Raw genomic sequence first — 26,707 nt, forward strand, 5'->3', positions numbered from 1 at the left:
ATGGCTATCCAGGTCCCTGACTGGCTGAACGACTTGTTCTACGCCCTCATGGGCGAGCGCTTGCCGCAGGCCAACGAGGACCTCGCCTACATGAGCCATGAGGCGTACAAGAACTTCTCGGGCCGGATCCGTCAACTGGGCGACCTGCTCAACGAGTCGATCCACTACGCCGCCAAGGTGCTGCCTCCCGACAACGCCGAGTCCTACGTGCGCGGCGTGCGCGTCCTCACCGACGACGGCGGCAAGAACCATGTCACCGAGTTCGCCGACCAGCTGGACGACATCTCGGAGGGCCGGGTCAAGACCTCCATCGACATCGCCGAGTCGAAGATCAGTCTGCTGATCGAGCTGGCGATCCTGGCGGCGGAGCTGCTGTTCCTGGCCGTCATGTCGTTCTTCACCGGTGGTGCCACGGCCGGCGAGGCGGTGGAGGCCAAGCTGCGCACGCGCGCCCGGATCCTGGTGATCCTGGAGATCTTCGCCAAGCGCTTCCATCTGCTGCCGACCCTGAGCGAGGCGCTGGAAGAGGCCTTCACCACGCTCGCCGCGCGGCTCGCGCTGATCCTTTCGGCGGCGCCCGACCGCAAGCCGCACGGCATCGACTTGAAGGACGTCATCCTCAGCGGTGTCACCGGCGGTCTGACCTCGGTCTTCGACCACCTGTTCCACGGCGGAAAGAACCTCTTCAAGAATCTTTTCAAGGACAAGGCCGACCTCGGGCCGGGCTTCGACAAGAAGTTCGACAGCAAGCCGGACACGCCGGATGTCCACACGAACACCCTGAGCGGAGACACCAAGCACGGGGCGAAGAACCTGACCTCGGACCCACCCCTGTCCACCGGTGGAAAGTTTGCCTCCGACACCGGCGGCCGGACATTCGACGCACTGGGCGAGGGCGCGGCCGAGACGTTCGCCGAGGCCGCGGTCTACGGCCAGGGCCTGAGTTTCTCGACCTTCCACGGTGCCGTCGTCAGCAGCATCAACACCGGGCTGATATTCGAGGGTGTGCAGAAGGCCGGTCTCGGACTGCACGACTTCGTCCTCCCGAAGAACCTCTCCATCACCCCCAACACCGTCTCGGCCGGACTCACCACGGACCCGGCCAAGGGCACCGGCACACCTGTCGTCTCCGACCACCCGGCCCAGGACACCCAGGTCCCCACCGTGGGCGCGGGCCAGTCCGGTCCGGCCACCTACCAGCCCGACGACACCGCCGGGACCGGCCCGTCACCCATCCCCACCACCTCGCAGACCCCCAGCGTGGACACCCCGCACGTCTCCACCGACGCCACGGGCGCGGGCGCGGGCCACGGCGCCGGTCCGGCCACCACGTCCGGGGGCGGCGGGAGCGCACCGGGCGGCGGGAGCACGCCGGTCAAGGGCGCGGGGCAGACGCAGGCGCCCGACGCCCCGGCGACGTCCACCGGCGACGAGACCGGCACCCGTCCGCCGGCCGAGGAGGACACCGGAACGCCGACGGTCCCCGGCCACGGCACCACCACTTCTCCGAGTGGCACCCCGACGGCACCGGCCGCGAGCCCGGCCGGTCCGGCGCAGAACGGGACGCAGAACGGCGCGCAGAACGGCGCGCAGCCGGCCGCCCAGACCTCCGCCGCGGACGACGAAGGCATGGCGCACGACGCGTCCTCCGACGCCTCCTCCGACCCGTACTCCGACGTGTCGCCCGCGACGACCGACGCCGAGACCGCCACCGGCCCGGGGCAGGAGCAGGTGCCGGGACAGGCCGAGTTCGCGGCGCCGGGGCCGGTCACGGTCACCGGACCGCCGGCAGCCACCCCGGCGCCCGGAACGGTCCAGACCCCCGGAACGGTCCAGCCTCCCCGTACGACACAGACTCCCGCGGTTACGCAGGACGGCGGCGCCCCGGGAGCGGTGGGGGACACCGACCGGGCCACCACCCCGAACAGCCCGGCCACCTCGGTCACCTCCGCCGACCAGGACGCCACCGCGACCACGGGCACCGCTTCGAAGGACACCGACTCGCACGACGCCACCCGGCAGGAGGACCCCACCGCGGACGGGGACGCCGAGGTCGGGGACACCGCTCCGACCGCCATGGCCACCGTCTCCTCGCCCGCTCCGCACGTCGTGCTGCCCGGTGCGCCCGCGGAGCGTGAGAAGGACCGGAAGAAGACCGGCCCGGTCACCGAGTCGGACCCGCGTCCCGGCGAGCCCGAGGACACGGCCTCGCCCGCCGCGCCGGACGACGATCTCGCCGCACCCGTCCCGATGGCCACGGTGTCGCACGCCGATGCCGCGGACGTCGACGACTTCGCTTTCGACGACCTCGAAACGGTCTTCGACTCGGAGTCGGAATCCGGCGACACGCTCGTCGATTTCGACCCCGTCCCCGACCCCGAATCGGATTCCGACTCCGCTCCCGACGTCGACAAGAAGGCGGCGAGGGTCGCGGAGGCCGGGCGGCTGCCCCGGTCGCGGGAGGAGATCTCCCGCTGGCTCGCCGACCTCGCCCACGCGGACCGGGACTTGGCCGATCCGGCATCCGCCGACGGCAAGGCGCTGCTCGCCGACATGTCTCCCACCATGACGAGCGCCCCCTTCATCGGCATGGCGCTCACCCAGGACGACAGCACCGACGCGCTGAACCAACGGCTCATCGCGGAGAACGCGGACGCCGTGCGCAGGGGACAGACGGCGCGCGCCGGTACCCGGCAGACGCCTGCCGGGGACGCGGACGCCACGGTGCCGGTCCGGCGCCCCGAGCGCCGGGTGCGGATCGCCCCGCCCGCACTGGACCTCTCGGCACCCAGCCGCCGCGACTCCCGCGCCCCGGTGGGCTCCCGGACCTCCGCCGGCCTGCGCAGCCCGAGGACGCCGGGCACCGCGACCTCGGCGAGCACCCCGCGTACCGCCGGGCGCCGACCGCGCCCGCAGCCGGTCCGAACGACCGGCACCTCGGCCTCCGGGCCGTCCCGTACGACCGACACCTCCACTGCCGGGCCGTCCCGTACGACCGACACCTCCACTGCCGGGCCGTCCCGTACGACCGACACCTCCACCGCCGGGTCGTCCCGTACGACCGACGCCTCCGCGCCTGCCAGGACACCGCGACGAGCCGACGCGCCCGCGCCCGCCTCCGCCAGAACACCCCGCACGGCCAGGACGCCGAGGAGCGCCCGGGCGCCCAGGACGCCGGGCCCCCTGCGGACTCCTCGAACGCCGCAGAGCGCTGGGCCCAGCAGATATCCGCGTACGCCCATTAGCCCGGGGCATGTACGGACCTCCACCGTCGCGGCTCTGCGCAAGGACCCCCGGCAGTTCCTTGAGCACAACGTCATCTCCCTGGACATGGCGGCCGGCCTCAAGCTGTACGCGCCCCGGCTGACGTCCGAGCAGGCCGTGAAGGCCGTCGCGGCACTCAACGACACCTCGATGCGGCGCCATTGGTTCGTGCTGGTCGAGGTCGAACGGGACACCTCCGGCAGGCCGGCGTACGTGCTGGCACCGGCCATCGAGAAGTACGCGCAGCTCTATCCGGACACCGCCGCGTTCAGTGAGATCCCGGCGGGCCGGCTGCCGGCGACGCGGAAGGACGCCGCCTACCTCCAGGCCGGTTTCATCCCCTACCTCACGGGTGCCACGAGCGACCTGGACAACGCCCTCGGCCACACCGAGGTGGTCCGCGACCCGAGCGACACGGAGTTCAGCCCGGACTTCGTGGTCACCCCGACCATGAACGGATGCGCGCTCGCGGTCACGGCCGGATCCGTGGACGGCCGCTTCACCGCCTGGCATTTCCAGTCCCCAGGGTCCCTCTCGAACGTGCCGAACGCCGAGCGCTTCCGCCAGATCAAGCGGCCCACGGACTGGTACGGCGACGGCGAGTACTACGACGTCGCTCCGGCCGGCCAGACGGGGGCCGTCGCCCCGATGTTCGAGACCACCAACATGCTGTGGCGCGGTCCGGACGGCTGGGAGGTGCTCAGCCAGGAGAGCCGTACCGGACACATGAGCAAGTCCGTCACACTCCACCGGTTCCAGCACCGTCCCCTCCGGCTCACCGAGGGCGGGGAGCTCCGGCACCTCACCAGCGTCTACCAGGCGCTGGCCCGGGCCGAGGCGTTCGAGGACAACGACATCCAACAGCGCTACCGGAACGCCATGCTGACGAAGCCTCAGCGGGGTGAGGAGGAGAAGTACCGGAGGATCGAGACGGTCTACCAGCTCATCAAGTCGCATGTCGCGAGCGAGATGGAGCAGATCGACAAGGCCGAGGACTTCCAGTCGCTCCAGCGCCTGGCGGCCGACTTCCGCCTGGAACGCGCCGCTTACATGCCCGGCTTCGTGCACGCCCTCCCCGAGCTGCGGGACGACATCCCCATGCCGCTCTTCAACAAGACCGAGCGGAACCGGCTGACGTCACGGGTGCGGAACGTCCGGGAGCTCGTCCAGGTGTTCATGGACAACAGCCACCGCAACTGGATCAGCCGTCTGGAGAACGAGGCGGGTGCCTACGCGGACCGTCCCACCTGGGACTGGCTCCCCGCGGCCGACCGCCTGGAGATCAACCGTCTGGTGGCCGAACAGACCGGCCGGGAGGCCGACGACGACCTCGCCCAGCGGGTCGAGGACGCCTACCGTGAGCTGTCCGACTCCTGGTACTCGCAGCCCCTCACCCGCCGCGCGGACCTCATCGGCAACAAGATCGCCACCGGCGCGTTCTTCCCGGGCACGGGCGGCTCCGCCTCCCGGCCGCCCCACGGATGGGACCAGCCCGTCGCCCCCGACGAGATCGCCCCGTCGACGTCCACCGCGACGACCTCGGCCTCGGCGCCCATGCTCGCCCCCGCCCTCCCGCGTCCGAGCGCCGCCGTCAGCAGCGGCTTCGGGACCGACTGGGGTGGCTGGCGGCCCCCCGAGGCGCTGCCCGCCCGGGGTATCGGCGGCATCTCCGCGGGCAACTCCGAGCGGCTGCGCCGGCTCAGCCGTGAGCTGGGGCTGGTCATCGTCGCCCGAGCGGTCAACGAGCACGCGGCGAGGCGCCTCGAAGAAGGCGCGCTCCCCAAGCCGCTCGACATCAAGACGAAGTCCCTCAACGCCTACGACCTCTTCCTCGCCTACGCGACGACCAGCGGTTCCCGCGGCAGACGCGTCCGCCACCGGTACAACGAACTCGACCTGGCCAAGGTCGTGTTCTTCGACCCCAGGCTGCCGTCCGACCTGTCGGGCTACGAGCCCGCGATGCGCGAGCGCATCCGTGAGCGCTACCGGCACCGCAAGGAGGAGTACCGCACCTACCGGGACGAGATGGAGCGGCAGAAGGACCGTTACCCCGTCGTCGACGGCGTCGTCCACGGATATGACGAGGACGGCGTACTGCGGCCCATCGCCAGCGACATCGACCTGTTCGACCTCTTCACCCCGACCCACGGATCGGAACTCACACCGCGTCGCTACGAGCACGCGGTGGACGAGATCATGCGCCAGGTGGGGCCGGTCGTGCACGGCGCCGCGACCTACTGGCGTCCGACGAAGCCCGAGGACCAGGAGATCTTCCGGAACATCACCAGGCCGGTGCACGACGGCTCGGAACAGGTCATCATCTTCCGCCCCGGTCAGGTGCCCACGTTCGAGGGCGGGTTCTCCCGGCAGAACTCCCTGGTGCCCGCCCCGGACGAGGGCACGATCGCAGAGGAGCCGGCCGAGGAGACGGCGGTCACCGGGCCCGCGCCATGGCCCGGCGGCGACACGGTCTCGGCCGCCTTCGCCTTCCACGACCCTTTCAAGGCACCCGGAGACGGACCAGGCGGGCCCAGCCGACTCCGTACGGTGTTCAGCGCCGACAGCCTGCCGGACGGGCCGCCTGACTCGCCGGAACCCACGGCACCCCCCGCCGAGGCTCCGGGCGAGTCCCTGACACGGGAGGTCGCCGCCGCCGAGCGACGGCTGGAGAAGACCGGGGCCGGGGCAGCCGAGGCGGCACACCGCCAGGCGTCCCACATCGTCAGCGCCGGACACACCACGTTGCTGGGCGGGGCGAGCGACGAGGCGCAGGCCGCGCACGGCCGGCTGGTCGAGCAGATCGTCACCCTCGTGGCGGACCGGTACCACACGCACGGCGAGGAGGCCGCGCGTGACCTCTCCCGTGACCTGGGAGAGCGCCTCGGTACGACCAGACGTTCCGGGCTGGTCGCGGGGACGAGGGCACTGGACGCGGTCCTCGACGAGCTGGCGGCGGCGCCGCCCGACCGGCGGTACTGGACGGAACTGACCCGCCGCTGGGTCGACGACGTCGAACGGGGCGCGGTGTCACCGCGGCCGGACCAGGTGGGGCCGCTCGCCGCCCACGGGGTCCGCCTCCCTCCCGCCTCCCGCACGGCTCCCGCCGGACACCAGGGCTGGGGACAGCCGACGTATCTCCCGGGACAACCCCGGTACCTTCCCGGGCCGCCCCAGTACGGTCCGGCCCCCGGCGTGGCCGGATCCTCGCGCGGCCCCGGCACGGCCGGACACGGTCGTTCCGCCGCGCCCATGGGCCGACCTTGGGCCGGGCCCGTCCTTCCCTCGTACACCCAGGTGGCTCCGGCGATGAGCCCGTACGTGCGCCGGGAGCCGCTGCCGGACGGGCAGGTCCCGCACCCGGCCATGGAGGACTACTACCTGGTGGCCCACCCGCGTACCGACAGGGGTGAGCTGTCGGCCGCGGCGGTCCAGGAGCATCTGCGGCGCGCGGACCGCAACGCGGCCCGAGGCATCAGGGACCTTCAGGAGACCGGGGGAATGACGGTCGACGGGGTCGACGACGCCCGGCTGAGGGAGTTGATGGGGCCCTACCTCATCGACGTACCGGAGTTCGAGACGTATCTCGGGCGGCGCGACCCCCGGATGACCGCGGACGCGAACACCCGGTTCGCCGTCCTGACCGAGCGGGTCGGCGGCTTCCCGCTCCGTGTGCACCACTCGCCGGGAGACCCCCTCGCCGAGCGCCGGATCGACGTGCTGCGGCGGGCGATCGGAGTGCTCGAACAAGCCGGCTACGCCGCTCCCGAAGGCGTCCTCGACGTCTATCTGCCCCGGTACCACCGGCAGGTGGACGTCACCCTGGCCTACGACGAACGGGGGAACCCCGAACTCGACGTACAGACCGAATCGATCACGGGTGTGGTGCCCGACACGGCGCTGGCGTCCTTCCACGCGCCCCACCACATGTTCCTGACGCCGATGCTGGCGGTCCGTCATCCGGCGGGATTCGTGGACGAGGACTCGGACGCCGTCGACGACAGGATGGAGGACCGGGCGCTCGGCGTGGTCCTGCACGAGATGTTCCACTACCTCTCCCTGGCGCAGCACCCGGCCGCCGAGGCCGACCTCGTCGGAACGGACTTCGCGCAGCCGGGCGACGAGGCGGTCGTACGGCATCTCGGCGCGTACGCCACGACGAACCCGCTGGAGTTCAAGCCGGAGTTCGCGCTCGCGCGGCTGATCGGGCTCGACCTGGACCCCCGGGCCCTGGCCCGGCTCGACCAGCTGTACACGGCGATGGGCGGTCCGCGACCGGCCGCACCGGGCCGGTTCGCCGCCCCGCCGCCGCTGACACGTGAACAGGCGCGCTATCTGACCGGCCAGGTCAACCGGTTGTTCGGGGAGCGGGGGCGTGGTGTCTCCTTCGCCGAGAACCAGGTCGTCTGGGCCCATGGACGGCTGCGGCCCGCCGACCAGTGGCGCGGCCTGGACCACCGGGCGAACGTCGTCGCCGCCGTTCTGGACCAGGCGTACCCCGGTGGAGCCCAGGGGTCCGCTCCGGTCCAGGTCCGGATGGCGGCCACCGACGACGCCATGCGCAACGGGCTCGAACAGGCCCTCCACAACGCCCGCCAGGCACCGGAAGCGGACCCGGAACAGATCAGGCGACTGGAACAGGCGCTCGCGACCTGGACCCCGAGGACGTCCGGGACACCCGAGGCACCCGGCGCGTCCGAGACACCTGTGGAACCCTCCGCCGAACCGGACGGCGAGGAGCCCGCCCCCACGGACCCGCCGACGACCGGGACGCCCCCCAGGCGCGTCCGGTTCGCCGACGACGCCGGTGAACCCGAGCGCGCGCCGGCCGTCATGGCGAGGCGTACCGTCGAGGCCCAGCTCGACGAGCACCGGCCGCCTCGTCTGGACCGTTCGCTCCCGTCGCCCTCGCCGCACGGCCGGCGGATCACCTTCAGCGACGGCAGCGGCCTGCCCGTCCATCTGACCGGCGACGGCGACCCGGAGACCCCGTGGGGTGCCTACGGGCACAGCCGCGTCACCCTGCGGGGCGTCGATCAGGTCGTCGCGGAGGTCGCGGCCCGGGCGGGCCTCGCGCCGGGCGGCGGCAGCCGGCACCGGGCCACCGCGCTGGACCACCTCGCGCGCGCCCTGCGGGACGCTCCCCAGGCGTTCCTCGGCGAGGGATACCGGTCGCCCACCTTCCTGGACGAGCACGGTGTGATCCGGCAGATCCACGTCACCACGTATCCGCACACCGGCTGGGAACGGTTCGCCGACGACTCCGGCTCCCCGGTCAAGTTCGACTCGGTGCAGCGCAGTCAGGTCACCGCCGGTTCCCACGCGATGCAGAGCTCCACCGTGCGGGTGGCGCCCTCCGTCTCGGCCGGTCCGGTGCCGGGCGGGCCCAGCGCCTACGGGCGGGTCGGTGCCGCGTTCGGTCTCACCCGGTCCTTCGACTACGCCATGCCCGACCAGACGCTCCAGCAGAGCGAGACCAGGACGGGGGACGCCTCACACCTGCACCTCACCGACGTCCACTACGAGGTCTACGTGGTGAGTCCCGGGCTGCTGTCCACGGACGCGGTCTTCCCCGGTGAGACCCACTTCGCCTTCGGTGTGCGCAACGGTCTGACGGTGCGACTGTCGGACAGTACGACCGCACCCGCACCGTCCGAGCGCGCACCGGCCGACCTGGTCTTCCAGCCGGACGCCGACTTCCGGTTCGTACGCACCGAGGACTTCGGCCCCGTCGACGAGATCCGGCGCTGGGCACTGGGCCGGCTCGACGCGCACCCCGGTGACTCCGCCTACGACGAGACGGCGGGCTTCTTCACCACGGAGAACTTTCGGCGGATCGCCCAACGCGCGGCTCAGGGTGCCGTTCCCACCCGGCAGCTCCAGGGCGGCGAGGACGACCAGACACCGCTCGGGGCCTTCGTCGTCGACCGGATCGTGCCCGTCTCCGCGGTTCACCTCAACGAGACGGAGGCCGCCGAACTCCGGCTCACCGTGCAGCAGGCGGTGAAGAACGAACGGCAGATCTCCAAGACCTACATCCAGCAGGTCTTCGCGAGCGTCGGCCCGAGCGCCGACTTCCTCGACTTCTTCGGCGACGTGGGCGGACTGCGCGCCATGACCGCGCTCTTCGGCCGGTACAGCCGGTCCACCACCCACGGTTCCGCCTTCGGCGGCACAGCGAACCGCAAGATCGTCGGGCAGGTGAAGAAGGCCCCCACCGAGCTCTACCGGGCCGAGAAGATCGTCTACGTCCGCAGGACGGGCGACGAGCGGCCCACCGCGTTCCGCGTGTGGAGCCTGGACCGGATGCCGCTCAACGAGGCGCGACGGCTCGCGGGCTGGGACGACGGCTCGGCCCCGCCGGCACGGGACGAGGACACCGGCCCGTTCCCCCCGGCGTACCTGACCCCGGACCGGCCGACGGTCCTCGGCCTGAGCCGCCCGCAGGCCTTCGTCCTCGAAGACGACCCGGAGGGCAGCGCGGAGCCGTCGGGCGACGACGTACCGACCACCCTGCTCCAGGTCTTCACCGACCACGTCATCGAGGCGCTCTCCGCCAGACATCCCCGGATGGTCGCCCCGCTGAGCGCCCTGGGCGACCCCTCGGACTCACGCTGGGGAGGCCCCAAGAACTACACGGCGGCACTCCAGAACACGCTCACCGTCATCAACACGCTCTCCTTCCACGCCATGTCCGGGAACCTGGAGACGGCCGCCACCACCGGGGTGGAGATCGCCCTGGGCGGCCCCGGGTTCTTCACCGACGCGCACCGCAGCGTCGTCGTCCACGCCGACCTGTCGGACCTGCGGAGCGACGGCACCCAGGACGAGCACAAGACGCGCCACGGCACCCAGTCCTCGGAACGCGCCGACGACATGCGCAACGTCGTCCACGGCGGAGAGGCCGGGCTCGACCTGTCGGTGGGCATCCGGGGGCAGGGCAGTTCGCCGCGCAACCTCGGCTCCCTCGCCGTGGGGCCCCGGCAGGGTCTGAGCAGGGGTTCGCGCACCGGCGTCGGATCGACGGCGTCGTACGAGACGCTGCACGTCGGGACCGGCGGGTCCCAGCACTTCTCGTACCGGGTGGACCTGCGTGCCCAGATCGGCGGCTACCGGCGCCCCAACTACCTGCTGCGCGGGGTCGCCTCGGCCGGACTGCTCGGTACCCAGCTCTTCGTCTTCCACGAACCGCCGGTCGACCTCGTCGGCGGCACGGCGGGCGACCCGGTCACCGGACGCGTCGTGCTGGCCGTGGCCGACGAACACACCCTCGCGGCCGGACCGTACGCCGCACCACGGCCGTACGTCGCACCGCGGCCTCAGGAAGGGCGGGTCACCCGACTCGGCCCGGCCACGGCCAAGGCGCTGGCCATGGGGCGCGACACCGATCCACCCGTCAATCCCTTCGGCGACCTGCCGTTCCACGTCCTGAGCATCGGCGCGCACCGGGACCTCACCGAGGCGGCCGCCGCGGCCATGGCGGAGGCCGCGCACGGATCCTGGCACTTCACCGAGCCGGGCGCCCCGGCTCGCGAGGCCGCGCTGCGGCCGCTGCTGTCGCAGTACCTGACCGCGAACCACGACCTGTCCTCGAGTGCCACCGGACTGCGCGTCAACGGGCTCTTCGGACAGGGGCCCTACCTCAACAGGCGCGGGCTCCTGGTGCACCGCACCCGGCTGCTCTCGCCCCGGGTGATCTCGGACCTGCTCGGTGTCCAGGTCGAGGAGACCCTCGGCGGCGACACCCAGGTGTCGGGAGCCGCGACCACCGTGCAGAGCTTCGCCTGGACGGTCACCCAGTCCGAGCGGCACTTCCACGAGCTGGGGCCGGGGCTGTTCGGCACCTACGGCTTGTTCGGCAGCACGACCCGTTCGTCCGCGACGGCGGTGGCCGTCAGCCGCAAGGCGCTCGCCGACCTGAACGCGAACTACAGCCGGCCCGAGCGGGGCGGCTTCCTGCTCGTCACGGCCGACACGGCACACGAGATCGCCGCCATGGTGCGGGGAGACGGTCTGCTGCGGCCGGTGCACCGGCTCCTCACCGCGGGCCGCAGCGACTGGGCCGGACGCACGGCGCACTTCCCCGCCGACTTCTACGCCCACGTACCGGAGAAGACCGCCCACCGGCTGGGTCTCGTACAGGACCACCTCGGTGAGGTGCCGCTCTACACGGAGCAGCGCTGGGAGCCGCTCCTCAAGGGCGACCCGCTGGGCGCCTACCCGGTCAACACCCTCGACACCGCCGAGGTCCTGAACCGGTTCGACGAGCGGCTGCGTGCCGCGGGCGTCGACACCAGCAGCCGGGAACGGCTGCGCACCCTGCTCAGCCCTCGGCTGATGCGCACCCTGCGCGACCAGGCCTCCTCGACCGGCAAGCTGGCCCGCGCGCACATCAACACCTCGTTCGGCCCGACCGAGATGCGGATCGGCGGCACCGCGACGCTCAAGGTCCGGCTGATCGCCCACGAACCGCGCTTCGACGGCCTGGACCACGGCCTGGTCCTCAAGGACGGGCGGCACGCGACCGAGACCAGCGAGGAACTGTCGGGCAGGACCACGGCCCGGGCGCTCGGAGCCCTCGTCGGCGAGGGCCTGCGCACCGGTGACGACGTGGCGCGCGCCGCCGGTCCCACCCTCATCGAGCAGGGCACCAGCGTTCAGCAGAGCACCGGAAGCCGTACCAGGGAGCGGCTGCGCAACAACGTGTTCTCCACCGACGAGCCCCATGCCGAGTACCTGACCGACTACACGCTCGAACTCACCCTCGACCGAGGAGACGGAAGCACGCCGGTCGAGGTGTCCGGCGACGTCGGCCACCTGCGGGACCAGGTCCCGCTCAGCCTGAGCGTTCCCGTGCCGGACGGCGAGCCCGACCCCGGGGACCCGCTCGCCGTGCCGAGGCCGCCGGCGCCCGCGCGGGCCGTCGGCCTCTGGCCCGCGCACGAGGTCGCACCGGACCGGATCGAGGAGTGGCGGGGCCGGGGACTGCCGGGAGGCCGCCCGTTCGCGGTCCCCGAGACGGGCTACTTCGTCCGCCGGGTCACGGGTCTGTCCACCGTGGTCGAGGCCGCGGAGCTCGCTCTGGCCCGCGCCTACGGCGTCAACCTCCCCGTCCGGGACGGACAGCGGCTGGCCGAGGGGGACCTGGACCCGGTCCTGCGCAAGGCTCGCGGACGAGGGCTGACCCGCTCGGGCGCGGAGCCCTCCCTCGCCCTCAACGAGGGCCTGAGCAACACCGCCGTCACCGCCTTCTACGACGACACCGCCGCGGCCCACGGATACCAGGTACCGGGCCTCACCGACGACTCGTTCATCGGCGGCGCCCGGGGCGACTACCGCCTGTACTCACGGCCCGACTTCACCGGCGCTCAGCTGCTGGCCGTGACACCGGCGGGCACCATGGAGAGCGCGGCCCGCGACACGGCCTCCGGCGACCGCTCGGTCAGCCGCGTCGGCACCCAGCAGCTCATCCTGTCCGGCAACGCGCAGGTACGTACCGCCGAGGCGGGCTACCTCGTACCGTCGGGCACGCCCGCGGACGGAGCGGGAACCGAGAGCGAGGCCAACCGGCAGGGCGGCGCCCACGCGGCACAGGTCACCCTCAAGCCGACCGTCGGCCGGGCCTTCCTGTTCACGGTGCCCACGGCCTGGCTCGGGGTCGGCGAGGTGCGGCACCGGATCAAGGACAGCGACGCGGGGAAGTGGCTCTCGTCGCTGTCGGGTCCGTTCGGTTTCACCAACCCCGGCCCTCAGGCCGTCGAGACCGAGAGCCAGGCGCACGTCTGGATCAGTGAGGACGTCGCGCGTCAGCTCGGCCTGGTCACCGACGAGAACTTCCCGCCCCGGGTCGCCGACGCCTGGGCGCAGGTTCCCCGGGCGGCCGACGCGTGGGTGGCCGCGGACACCGCCTACTGGGAGCAGCGGCGTGCGCTGCAAGGAGGCCGGGACCAGCTGCGCGCCGAGTACCGTGCCGCCCGGCGTGACCTGTCGTCCGCCAAGCGGTGGCTGGAGCGTGCCGTCGAGAGGCACGGCGGCCGGTCGCCGGAGGCCGTGGCAGCCCGGGACGCGGTCCGTCGGCGCACCCAGGCGTTCCTTGCCGCCCGGGCCTTCCTGAACGAGGACCGGGCACGGCTGCTTCCCTCGCTCACCGCCGCCCAGGACGCGGCGGCCGAGTTCCACCGGGTGCGGGCCGCCGCGGACCGTCTGACGCGCTGGCACCGGCTGCCGCGAGAAGCCGGGGCGGACGACACGGATGTCACCGGTTCGGATGGCGTGGACGCCCCGGACGACGTGGACGGCCCGGACGACGTGGACGGCCCGGACGGCGTGGACGGCCCGGACGGCGTGGACGGCCCGGACGGCGTGGAGCGCCGTAGGGGCGTTCCCGAGCCGCCCGAGGTCGTGTACCGCGAGCCGGACTCCACCGTGTCCGGGTCCGGGTCCGGGTCCACGCCCGCGCCCGCCGTGGACCGTTTCGTCGTGGAGGTCGCGGACGGCGACGGTGCTCCCGTCCTGACGCCCCCGCCGACCCTCGGTGGCGTGCCCTGGCCGGGGGCCGACCGGTACACCGTCCACGACACACCCCACGACGACGACAGCTTCTTCCACGCCTTCGCCGAAGCGCTCCACCGCGCGGCGCCCGCCGCCCTGTCCGCGCGGGTGCCGCTCGACGACCGCACGGCCCTCACCGACGCGCTCCGGTCGCTGCTCGCGGACGACCTGCTCGCGCCGGGCGACACGGCCCTGCCCCCGCACGCCGAGCCCCGCGACTTCGGCACGGTCACCGCGGAGGAGATCGCCCGCGCGGGCATCGACTTCGCACCGGGCAGCCCCCAGCACCGGGAGTTCACCGCGACCGGCCTGCTGCCCCTGCGCCACGAGCTCTCCGCCGGGCAACGAGCCCGTCTGGCCGGGGTGCTGCTGCGGCGGACCGGCACCGCACCGCGGGACGCGGCGTGGGCGGCCGGCGCGGCCGGGCTGCTGCCCGCCGTGGCCGCGCGGGTGTTCGGCGCCCGGGTGACCGTCGTCGGATCCGACGGACTCGCGCGGGACTTCGGCGCCGAGGACACGCACACCGTGGCGAACACGGTCGAGGGCACGCCTCATGTCGTCCTGCACCGGGAGGGCAACCACTTCCGTTTCGCGGTTCCCGCCGGGTTCCAGGCGCCCGCGGACGTGCCGGACCTGCCGCAGCCGGTCTCGCGCGCATCCGCCGAGGCCGGCCCGGACCAGGAGGCGGCCGACGAGGCTCGCGCGGACCGAGAGGCCGTCACCGACGAGAATCGCCAGAACCAGGAGGCCGTCGCCCGCCCGACCGTGGCCGCACCCGACTTCCTGCGGCGCGCCTCGCACGAGATGCCGCCGTGGAACACCGCGCGGACGCCCGAGCGGGCCTTCACCCGGCGTGACACCGGGCAGTTGGTGGGCCCCGACGGCACCGAGTACCTGCTCCAGGAACCGCACGGTGACGGCAACGGCTTCTGGTCCGCCTTCGCCACGGCCCTGCACCGCCGCAACCACGACCCGGTCAACCGGGTCATCGGCCAGCGCCTGCCCGCGAACGCCGAGCTCGACCCCGAGACACCCTTCACCCACGAGGTGCTGACCTGGGCGAGGGTCGGCGTCACGGCCGATCCGGCGGCCGGCGGATTCACCGCCGAGCAGCGCGAGAGCTTCCGGACCAACGGCGGCCGGCTGCCCGAAGGCGTCGTGCTCGACCGGCACCAGCGCCGCGCGCTGATCAAGGCGCAGCTCTTCCTGGGCAACAACTGGAACGCCGCCACCACGGCCACCGCCGCCCAGGTCGCCGCCAACAGCTACGGCGCCGAGGTCGTCGTCGTCCACGAGGACGGCACCCACGACACCCACCGGCCGGCCGGCCCGGTTCCGGACCGGACGGTCACGCTGTACCAGCGCGGCTCGGAGTTCCTGCTGGCCCAGCCCTCGCGCGAGCCCTCGACCACGCCCGCGGGACCCACCGAGCCCGCCCCGTCGGACGGCGCACTGAGCGAGGCGCTGACGGACCGGCTCGCCGCCTCCCCCTTCCAGGACACACCCGTCACCCGGCAGGACCTCACCGGCCTGCCCCACGACTCCGCGCTCGACCTGACATGGCAGCTCGCCCCGGACACCCCGGTCCCGGTCCGGGACGCCGGTCTGTCCCCCATGGACCAGGCCCGTCTGCTGCTGCGCCGCCCGGACCTCGACGCGGACCTCGCGGCACGGCTGCGCGCCGCCCTCGCACCCGACGCGCGGGCGGACTCCGCCCCGGCCTCCGCGGAGAGCGCCGACGCGGACCCGACGGCACAGGACCCGACAGCACAAGAGCCGAAGACAACGGACCCGACGGCACTGGACGGAGCGTACGGACCGGCCGTCGCGGTCCGGAAGGTCAAGGACGGTGAGCACGACACCGCGGGCGAACTGCGGCTGAACCCGCTGTGGTACCGCCTGGAGGACTTCAAGCCGGCGCTCCTGGAACGCACCGGCGGCGCATGGCTGTACGTGGTCGACGAGGACGGCGATGTCCTCATCGGCAGCGAGGACGTGACCTCGGTCGCCGAACCCGCCGAACTGGACGCGCTGCTGCGGGACATGCGCCGGGTCGACGACACCCTGACCATGGACGGGCTCAGGCAGATCCTCAACGACCAGGGCGTGCCCACCGTCGCCGCCGGGTTCGAGGGGAACGGGGCGACACGGCTGCGGGCGGGCCGGGTCAGCGGCGAGCTCAAGTACGACGCGCGCGCCCAGCGTTGGGAGATCGACGCCTCCAGCCGCTACATGGGTCCGAAGGAACGCCCCGGGACGGACTTCGCCGAGGTCGGCTGGTGGGTACGCGCTGCCGCCGAGCGGATGAGCGCGGTGCTCGGCACGACCGTCACGCCCCTCGCGCCCGACCGGCCGCGCGTCGACCCGCAGGCGTATGTCGCGGGCACCGGCACCGCCGAGGACGACGAGACCTTCGGACCCCTGGCGGGCCCGAAGAAGGTCAAGGACACCGAACTCGACGACCAGGGCGTCGTACGACTGAACCCGCTGTGGTACCGCCTGGAGGACTTCCGGCCCGCGCTGCTCGAACGCACCGGCGCGCAGTGGCACTTCGCGGTCGACGAGGACGGCCGGATCGTGATCGGCAGCGAGCAGGTCCTCAGCGTCGCGACGGAGGACGAACTCGGACAGCTCCTCCAGGCCATGCGCGCGAGTGCGGCCAACGCCGACCTGACCATGGAGGAACTCAAGAGGGCGCTCAACGGCCAGGGACACCCCACGGTCGCGGCGGGCTTCACGGAGGACGGGGCGACGCGCGCACGGCCCGCGCGGATCGCGGGGGAACTCGCCTTCGACCCCGAGGCGAACCGCTGGGAGATCAGCGACAAGTCCGGCCGCTACATGAGCTTCAAGATCCGTCCGGGGCTGAGCCCCGACGACGCCCGCGCGTGGCTGACCAGTGCCGCCGAGCGGATGCGTGACCTGTTCGGCGTGGACGTCACCCCGGTGCTCTACAAGAACGTGGAGGCGACCGGAACCCGGACCGACGGCGCACCGGTCGCGCCCGAGCCGGCCACGGCGCCCCCCGAGGACCGTAAGCCCTGGCCGGAGCAGCTCGACGAGGACGCCGACGGGTACGAACCGAACCGTGCCAAGCGGGCCGAGGACTTCCCCGCGACCCGGGCCGAGGCCTGGCAGCGCTACCTCACGTCCTACGAACAGGCCGCGCAGCCGAACCCGCACACCGCCACACGTATGCGGCTGAGCCGGGACGAGCAGGCACTGCGCGCCTGGGGACACACGGACCCCGAAGGCCTCGTCGCCCGCTACCGCACACACATGTCGGCGCCCTCCCCGGCCACCGCGGACGTCGCCCCCGCAACCGACAGACAGGAGAAGCCGCTCCCCCCGACGCCGGACGAGAGCCCGCTGTCTGCGACGTCCGAGGAGAAGCCTCTTCCCCCGACCCCCGAGGAGAAGCCGCTCCCCCCGACCCCCGACGAGAGTCCGGAAGCCGACGACACGAGTGTCCGGGAAGCCCTGGACATCCTCCGTGCCGAAGGGTTCAGGCACCCGATGGTGATCGGCACGCGCGAGGAGGACCAGGCGCGGCGGGGCCTCGGCGAGTCCGTGCTCCGCTCCGTCGTCGAGAGGCTCGACACCCGGGGGCGGACGGATGCCGTCCTCTTCGCCCGGGCCCTGACCGCCCGCCTGTACGAGGTGTTCCCGGACCTGCGGCGCAAGGACGGCACGCCCGGCGGGTCACCGGGTCCGCGTTCGCAGGGGAGCGCGAGCACCTCGGCCTCCGTGCCGTCCCGCGTCACCGAGACCTCGGGCGTGCCGCTGTCCGCGGAGCCGTCAGCGGCACGGGCCGGCTACGGCAAGCTGGGCGGCGAGTTCGAGACCGAGTGGTGGCTCGTGGCGCCCGCGGAGCTCGAACACGGCGAGCTCCTGGCCGGCAACTCCGAACTCCAGCTGACGTTGGAGCAGATGGGTGACCTGCCCCCGATACTCGAGATCGTCGGCCGGCCGATCACGTATCGGAACGAGAGCGACGGCGTCGAGGAGGACAAGTTCTGGGAGTCCTTCGAGGCCACCATGCGCACCCTGAGCCAGGGCCGGTCCGTGCATGATCTGTTCGGCGAGCAGAACGGCTTCGAGCGTTTCCAGGACGCGGGTCTGGACGTGCGGTTGGGAAGGGAGTTCGTCCTCTCCGCGCAGTGGACCGTGGGCATGCACCCGTCCGAACTCATCGACTTCCTTCTGGACGACGCGCAGCCGATGGCCACGCTGGCGTCCGACACCTCACGCCGGGACATCGAGGCCGGCGCCGCCTTCGCCAAGGACGTGGCGGCCCGGCTCTTCGCCGAGGCGCACGGGGTCGCCGGACTCGACCCCGCCGTCGCCTGGCACCTGCTCGACGATGTCGAGCACCGGTCGCTGGCGGGGCTGCTGACGCTGGTGTTCACCCACGCGATGACGGGGGTGCGCTACGCGGCGGACCGTGCGGCGAAGCGACAGCCGCAGCGGTGGCTGAAGAGCTACCTCTTCACCGCCTCCCGCCACGACCCGGCGACGCTGGCCCGCCACCTCACCCCCCGTACGCGCGAGCTGCTCGCCGCCCACGACGACCACGTGCTGGAGAAGTTCGCCGAGCACGCGCTGCGCGCGACGGGCGGCACCTACACCGACAACCCGCTCGACGCCCCTTTCCCCGAGGACGTGAGTGTCAGGGACTACCTTCAGAGCTTCACCCTGAGCGAGCCCTCCCGCATCGTGACGCAGGAGAACCTCAGCATCTACACGGTCTTCCCGGAGCTCGACGACGGGAAGGTGCTCGTCGAGGTGCGCGAGCTCCCCGACGCCGAGAGCGTCGCCGAGGCCCGGGAGACCTACGAGACGCTCAAAGAGCGTGCCCACCACCGCTACGACACGGCGGCCCGCCGGACCCGGTCCGCACCGGACTCCGCGCTGCCCGTCCACCGTGCGCTGTCGGCCGGCACGGACCTCGCGACGACCGTCGAGCGCCTGGCGCGGAGCACGGACGCGCTCGACGCGTTCCGGCGCCGTGAGGAGAACGGCCACCGGCCGCTCTGGCGGGAGGAGGTCGGCCGACTGGTGCGCCGTGCCCTTGCCCCGGCGCCCGCCGACGAGGGTGAAGGGGACCCGCGGCAACTGCCGGACGACCAGGAACGCGATCACGCGGCCGTGGTGCTGCGGGACTTCGAGACACGTCTGACGGAGTTCGCCACCCACGTCAACACCTCCGCGCCCTCGGCGTGGCCGGAGCTCAGCGATCCGTGGGCGCAGGCGATGGCGGCGGTGTCGCGGCTGAACGAGGTGCTGACCGGTGAGCGCGGCCACTGGCCGCCGGGCCCGCTGGATGACGTCGCCCCGTCCGGCTCCGAGGCGGTCGACGACGCCGTGGCACGCGTCGTGCGGACCCCGGGCGACCCGACAGCGCTGCGCGACATCCTGTACCAGGTCCGGGTCTGGGGCCGTGAGCCCGGGGACGGGACACGTGCCTCCGTGGTCCGGGACCTGGAACTGCGGACGCTGCGCCTGCTGGTCGGCGCGGACACCGGCCCCGGGAACACGGGCCACCCCTCCCTCACTCCGGCAGCGGACGCGGACGCGGACGCCGGGCAGCGGCGCTGGCCCGAGCCCTCGGCGGCGGTACTGGAGGAATGGGCCGACCGCTTCCGCAACGCGCGCGACTTCCTCTACGGGGCGGAGAACGCCGACGAACTCCGCCAGCGGGCACGGCAGATCGTGGCCGAGCAGCACGTCGTACCCCCGTCCCGGCAGGAGGATCCGTCGGCGGCGGCGAGCGACTACCGGCAGCTGCACGGGCAGGTCGTCGACCTCGTGGCCTTCTTCCTGCACCACAGGAGGTTGACCGCCCATCCGGCAGCGGGCGCGGCCTCCCTCGCCCGGGAGCTGGCCGAGGCGTTCACCGCCGGTCCGGCCGGCGCCACGACGAACCCGGCGGTCCAGGTGAGGTTCGCGAACACCGAGGACGCCTTCCTGACCGGCGCCCTCGCGACGGTGTGGACCGCGGCGCGGGAACACCGGCTGCGGCGCCCGGACACGCTGGCCCTGATCGACCGACTCGCCTCCCACCGGGGGGCGATGACCTCGGACCAGGTGGGCCAGCTGGACTTCCTGACGACGTGGTCCCGGCTGTCCGCGTCCCCCACCCGGTCCGAGGCGCCCGCGGCGCCCGTGGACCCGGCGGTGCGGGAGCGCCGGGCGCTGACGCGGCAGCTGCGTCAGGAGTTGTTCCCGGGGGAGTCGGGTGCCGGGACGGAGGCCGGGGTACGGCGACGCTGGGCCCCCCTCTTCGCGCGGGCGCACGCGGAGCTGGCCCTGCTCGGCGAGGTGAGGCGGAGCGAGCTGCTGGCGCACGCCGCGCAGCTCATGGCGGGGCGCCACCGGCCGCCGCCGATCATCCGCGCGGACGCCACGCCCGGCTCCCCGGAAGCGGCCTACCTCTCCCTGTACGACGACATGGCGGTGCTCGTCGCCGATCAGCTGGGCCGTTCGCCGCGCCCTGACCTCCCGCGTGAGCAGCGGCCCGCCCTCGTGCTGTCCGAACTGCTGCGGGAGGAGTTCGGCACCCGGGCGACGCGAGGCGGCGAGGGCGGCGGTCCCGGGAAGTGGCTCAGGAAGCGGTTCGGCGGCAGTCGTTCCGGGTCGGACCCGGCCGCGGCGGGCCCCTCCGGCACGAGCGGCCACTTCGCACCCGGCCCCTCCGGCCAGGGCGCCTCCATGCCGTACGCCTATCCGCCCGGGGCACAGCCTCAGGCACCCTACGCGCAGTCTCCCTACGCCCAGTCCCCTTACGTCCAGTCCCCTTACGTCCAGACTCCCTACGCGCCGACCCCGTACTCCGTCCCGCAGGCTCCGTACGGCGCTGGTCAAGCGGCGTACGTCCCGCAGCCGTACGCCTCCGGCAGCTCCGCCCCGCAGCACCAGGCCGCCCAGCCCGGCCCCGCGCTCGCCGGCACCCGCCCCCGGGACTGGCCCGCCGGTGTGGCCATGGAGTGGCGGCAGGGCAACAACGGCGGTGTCCACATCTTCGGCACGGGCAACGGCGGGCGCGTGGTCGTCAAGTTCCACTCCGCCGCCGCTTCCGCCGTCTACGCCGACGAGTTCATCCGCAGTGTGTCGGACGTTCACGTCCCCGGCTCGCGGGTGCTCGCCCGGGGGAGCACCGACGCCCGGGTACTGGAGTCGATCGTCACGGGGCGTGACCCTCACTGGAACAGCGCGCACCACCAACTGCTCGGCGAGTACGACCACATCACGGTCACGGAGTTCGCCGAGGGCACCCCCCTGTCGCGGTTGAGCGTGACGGAACGCCGGGCCCTGGCCGCGGACGCCGGTTCGCTGCGCGCCATCGGCGGACTGATGATGGTGACCGACGCGTTCCTCGCCAGGCCCGACCGCCTCTGGGTGACGCCTTCGGGCGGCACGGTCATCAACTGGGACAACCTCCTGTACGACGCGCGGCAGCGCCGGGTGACGGCGATCGACAACGACACCGCGTTCATGGACGACGGTTTCAACGCCGCCGCCCACGCGGCGGAGCTGGAACAGCTCTGGACCGACGAGAGCTTCGAGCGGCTCGCGAACGAACTCGCCACCCATCCGGGCGGCTTCGCCTCGGGACTGCACGCTGCCCAGGCGGCCGAGGTGCAGGACGAACTGGAGCAGGGCGCACGTGAGGCCCGGGGCCGGATCGGTTCCCGGGTCCTGCGTCAAGGACCCGCCGTCCTGGAGCACTTCACGCGGACGCTGCCTCAGGAGGACGCCCCGAACCCGGTTCTCACGACGGCCCTGGCACGGTACGCGCGCTCCCGCTGGGACAGCCGGGGCACCACTCGCAGGCCGGAGAGCGCGCTGGCCGAGGTGGCGTCGCAGGCGGCGTCGGTGACGCCGTTCCCGCCCGTCGACGACGACGTCCGTGAGCGCTGGGCCGGCTATTTCCAGCAGGCCCGCCGGACCATGGGAGGCCTGGACCGGCGGGCACAAGCCCTGTTCCTTACCGAGGCCGGGCGGATCATGGCCAACCGCCACCAGGCGCCGCCCCTCGACCAGGCGGGCACCGCCCGGCATCCGTACAGCGCGCTGCACCACGAGATGGCCGTCCTGATCGCCGCGACCCTCTACGACTACTCGGGTCAGCCGGACGCGGCGCAGCGGGCGCAGTCGCTCTCCGAGCAGCTGCGCCGGGAGTTCGGCACCCAGGCGACCCGGGGCGGCGCGGCGGGAGCGCGCGGCCTCACCACGGCGCGGGAGGAAGGGCCTTCGGCGGGGGAGACGTCACGCAGCGGCGGGGAGGACGGGGCCGAGGTCTCAGAGGTCTCAGAGCAGCCACAACTCTCCGAGGGGCCGTTCGGGGACGACCCCTTCCACGCGGAGCAGCGCACCCGGCGGAGGCTGGTCCGGCTCCAGCGGGTGGTCGTGGCGCGTCTCAACCGGCCGGAGAGCGACGTGACGTCCCCCGGTACCGCGGAGTTCCGCCGCAGGACCGCCCTCATCCAGCAGCGGATCGCGGTCCTCGGCCAGGACCTGGAGAGGGCCGGTCTGGAGACGTTCCTGACCGGGCCCACCGTGCAGTTGGCGGAGGGGGCGGGGCTACGGCGTCGGCGTATCGCCGAGATCGACTGGAGCTCGGCGCGGGACGCCGCCCTGGGCGTGGCCCGGGCATCCGGGTTCCGGCGGGAGCGGGCGGCGCTGACCGCGCAGGCCGAGGCCATCGAGGCCGAACTGACCCGTCGCGTACCGTCCCCCGGCACCGGTCCCAGGTCCGCGGACCCCACCGACAGGCTCGTCCTCGGTGCGCTGGACAGCGCGGACCGGGCACAGGCGCTCCATGAGCTGCGCATGTCCCTGGTGCGTCTGAGTTCGGGGCAGCAGCCGCCCCGCGCGGGTGCGTCCGTCGCCGCGGAGGTGCGGGAACTCCTGGAGGCGCAGCGTGTGGTCACCGCCCTGGACGAGCGCGGTGTCGTCTCCGACGGGACCGGCGCCGAGCACCTTTTGGTCGGCGCCGAACGCCGCTCCCAGCGGCTCGCGCTGCACCACACGGACGTGGCGATCGCCAGGCTCCGGCATCTGAACGAGGTGTGGGGCACCGCGTACCCGCTGGACGCGGCGGAGGCGGACGGTCTGCTGGCGGATGTCGAGCGCCGCCTCGGTGCGCAGACCGCTCTGGTCACCCCGGTGCCGTTCGACGACGGGCCCCGGGGCACCTCCTCATGGTCGGCCCTGCTGACCGCGGACACCGGCGCCCCGCTCGGGCAGTTGCTCAAGGACTACGAGGAGGCCGTACGGCAGCCGGACGACACGCTGCCCGGCAGCCTGTTCCGCGGGGCCTTGGTCTCCGCCGTCCACCAGTCACCGCCCGGGGCCGGAGCGGGCGGGCTGGTCCTGCACTGGAGGGCGGCTACGCGTGACGTCGCCCTGCACACGCCGACACCCGAGGGTCCGTTCGGCTCGGTGGACCACGGCCTCACCGTGCACTCGCTCTCGGGGCTGCTGGCGCACGGTGACGCGGACGCCGTGCGGCTCGCGCTGGCCGAGGCGACGGACTTCGCCCATGACGCCGGCCTGGCCCAGGACCTCGTGGCCCGCCCCGCGACCACCGCTCACTTCGGCGCCCTCCTCCCCACCACCCTGCGCTGGTCCGACGTCGAACGAGCGGAACTCACCTACTGGGACGAGGAGTCCGGGCGTCGGGCCGACGAAGTCGCCGACCGGCTCGAGGAGTTCGCGGACCGTGAGGGCCTGACGCTGGGGATCTCCTTCAGGCAGGTGGCCGCACCGGTGTCGGCGCTGGACGCGTACGCCGGTCCGTACGACCCCGTGCGCACCGATCTGGCTTCCGACGGCGCGACGGGACGTGACTACACCCCGGCGGCGGCCCGGCCCACCGACGCGGTCGGCCCCGTGCGTACGGAAACCGTCCACCGCCTGGTCAGGGAGGAGGACGGCCGTTTCGACCTGAGGGAACAGCCCGCCCCCTGGATTTCCACCGACACCGACACCGACACCGTCCCCGACGCCGAACGGACCGGTACCGCCGAGCCGTTCGTCGTCGTGGCCACCGCGACCGGCGACCGCGAACAGGTCGAGGTGCAGTTCGGCGACGGCGTGGTGCGCCGCCTCGGCCATGAGGAGTTCGCCGACATGGTGGCGGACGACCCGGCGCTCGCCACCGCGCCCCCGGATGCCCCGGTCGTGCTGGCGCTCTCCTACGCGGGCGCCGGAACGCTCACCCTGCCGCGTCTGCTGTCCGCCCGCAGCGGTCGCCAGGTGTGGGCGTTCAGCGGTCCGCTCGACGTGGCCGCCGGATCGAGGGGCCGGCACCTCACGACGTACGCCGTGGAACAGCCGTGGAACCAGGCCGACGCGCGGCCCGAGGGCAAGTGGACCGTCAGCCACCCCGATGATCTGGCGTCGACGCGGGCGGCCGGCTCCGCGGCACCCGACGTGGTGCTGACCGTCGACGGGGACATGCTGGTCGACGAGGACCTCGCGACGCAGCCCATTCCCGACCGGTCGTACCGCGTCGGCGGCCGCTCCCCGCTGGTCGGCTACGAGCAGTGGAGGGCGGAGAACGAGCAGCACACCTACTTCACGACGGCCACGGAGTACCGCGACTTCCGGGTGCGCACCGCCGCCGACGGACGCCGGCAGGCCGAGACCGTCTCCACGGACACGCGGCCGCTGCCGTGGGCCGACCGGATCGAGCAAGGCCGGCCGGCCTACTTCTGGACCGGCCACGCCACTCCGTCGTGGATGCGGTTCCCCGACGGCGACGGCGCGGAACACCGCATCGACCCGACCGAGGTGGGCCACCACCTGCGACGCCGACCCAGCCTCGCCGCCCTCCCGCAGGACGCGCCCATCGTGCTCGCCGCGTGCTACACGGGCCAGGCCGGGGAGGGGCGGAGCCAGGCGTTCGCCCAGACCGTCGCGGATGTGACGGGCCGTCCGGTGTACGCCACGGAGACCGCGCCCTCCATCAAGCTGGACCTGGAGGTACGACCGGACGGTGAGCCCGGCACCTGGCAGCGCTTCGACCCGCAGGACCCGCAGGACCCGACGGTCCAGGCGGCTGCCGACCCGACCGGCCGCGCGGTGCAGGACCGGGTGAACGCGCTGCTGCGGGGGAGGGGCGAGGCCTCGCTCTCCGACGAGGAGACACAGCGGTTGCGGGACTCGGCGCCCGAACACGGGATCTCCGCCGAGCTGGCCGCGATCGACGTCCTGACCGCACGCACCGCACGGCTTCTGGACGCCACGAGCGGGACGCGGGCCGAAGCCGGGCAGGACCGGGCCGACGCGCCCGCTCCCCGCCGGCTCAGGGCGGTCGAGATCCTCGCACGGCACGAGGTGCATCTGCGGGTGACCATCGGCACCGACGAGGACACCGTCGCCTTCCGCGAGGTGCAGCACGGCTGGGTCGACCGGGTGGCGGCGGTACTCGGGCCCGACGACACCCATGACGAGTCCCGCGCCCACGAGGTGGCCGCCGCCGTCCGACAGGAACGCATGACGCTGGCCGCCACCGATCCGCGCTTCGCCGAGGTTCCCGGAGTGCGGGCCGGCATGAGGCGGATCTGGCCGAACCAGTCGAGCCCGGCACACCGTTCGAACCAGCCGCAGCCCGGGCCGTCCGGTGGGGCACACCCGCACACCCAGCAGCCCCCGCAGCCCCAGTACACCCACCACAGCTGGTCGCCGTCGAACATGTACCAGCTGGGGTCGGCGGGACACGGTGTCGGCGGCATGCTGTGGAACCAGGGTGTGCCCGAACGGGAGCAGGCCCTCAGCACCCGGTACGGCGTACACATCGGGCCCTCGCGGGCGCGACCGAACGCGCACTTCAGCCACTCCACCCTCTCCCGGATCGAAGGTGTGCTCGCCTCTCTGCCGCCCGAACACCTCAGAGACCTGGTCGCCATCTCACCCGCGCCCCCGGAGCACAACAGCCTCGCCACCGAGTACGACGCGGAACGGCAGACCGTGGACGTCGTCTCGCCCTACCAGCTGCCGTCCTGGCTGCTCACCCAGCTCAACCGCGGCAGCGGCTGGCAGCTCAGGGCGATGGACCGGGCGGCCATGACCGACTACCCGGGCATCAGCAGCGGCGGAGACCGGGCCCTCGGTCTGACCTGGCAGAACCGGCAGATCATGGGCGGTATATCGAACGTCCTGGCGCACGGCAACTTCATGAAGTGGCTGCTGCGGCACGAGGTCGGACACCACGTCGACCAGCGCAGCAACTGGCTGCAGGACCTCTCCGAGCAGGAGCGCTTCGGCGGCTGGCAGACCTACGGCGTCAGCGGACGCGTCATGGTGGCCAACGCGATCCTTGGCAAGGTCGGACTGTCCGATCGACGCGGGGAGCGGAGCATACCGGGCGGCGAGACCCTCCTGGAGGCGACGGTGACGGCGCTCGATCCAGGTGAGGGCGTGGACCGGAACCGGTCGTTCGCCCAGCTGCGCGACGGGTACTCCCACCGGTCCCCCGACTTCCGTCAACGGCTGGAGCAGGTCGTCCGTTTCGGGCAGCTGGCCTTCGCGCATCCCTGGATGCTCCAGGACGGCGGCGGGGACGTGCTCGACATCGGCGGACGGATGTACCACGTGGCCTCGGACCACCGCTGGGTGAGCTACCGCCGGGAACAGCGTGAGCGGTACGCGGTCTCCAACTACCAGTTCTCGAGGCCGGTGGAATGGTTCGCCGAGGCGTACGCGGCCTTCTACGACCCTGATCCGACACCCCGCGCGCGGCTCCACCCGATGACACTGCACTACTTCGAGAGGGAACTGCCGGAAGCGTTGCGCGTGCAGACGCGGCAGAGCCATGGCGCGGGCAGTTCGTCGTCCCGGTGAGCAGTGAGCAGTGAGCAGTGAGCGATGCCCGTCGGACGCCTCCCCA

General features: G+C 72.9%; 1 protein-coding gene. It reads left to right on the forward strand.

Going from position 1 to position 26,707, the window contains the following annotated elements:
• A complete protein-coding gene (locus tag ACIPSE_RS39585; RefSeq protein WP_401672970.1) occupies positions 1 to 26,661 on the forward strand; it encodes a hypothetical protein in 26,661 nt (8,886 codons plus the stop codon).
• The last annotated feature ends 46 nt before the right edge of the window (positions 26,662 to 26,707 follow it).

The organism is Streptomyces sp. NPDC090106 (assembly GCF_044747265.1).
GTDB lineage: Bacteria > Actinomycetota > Actinomycetes > Streptomycetales > Streptomycetaceae > Streptomyces.

Excerpts from the sequence above, each read along its gene's own strand:
- ACIPSE_RS39585 (WP_401672970.1), top strand. The coding sequence starts at position 1 with ATGGCTATCCAGGTCCCTGACTGGCTGAACGACTTGTTCTACGCCCTC.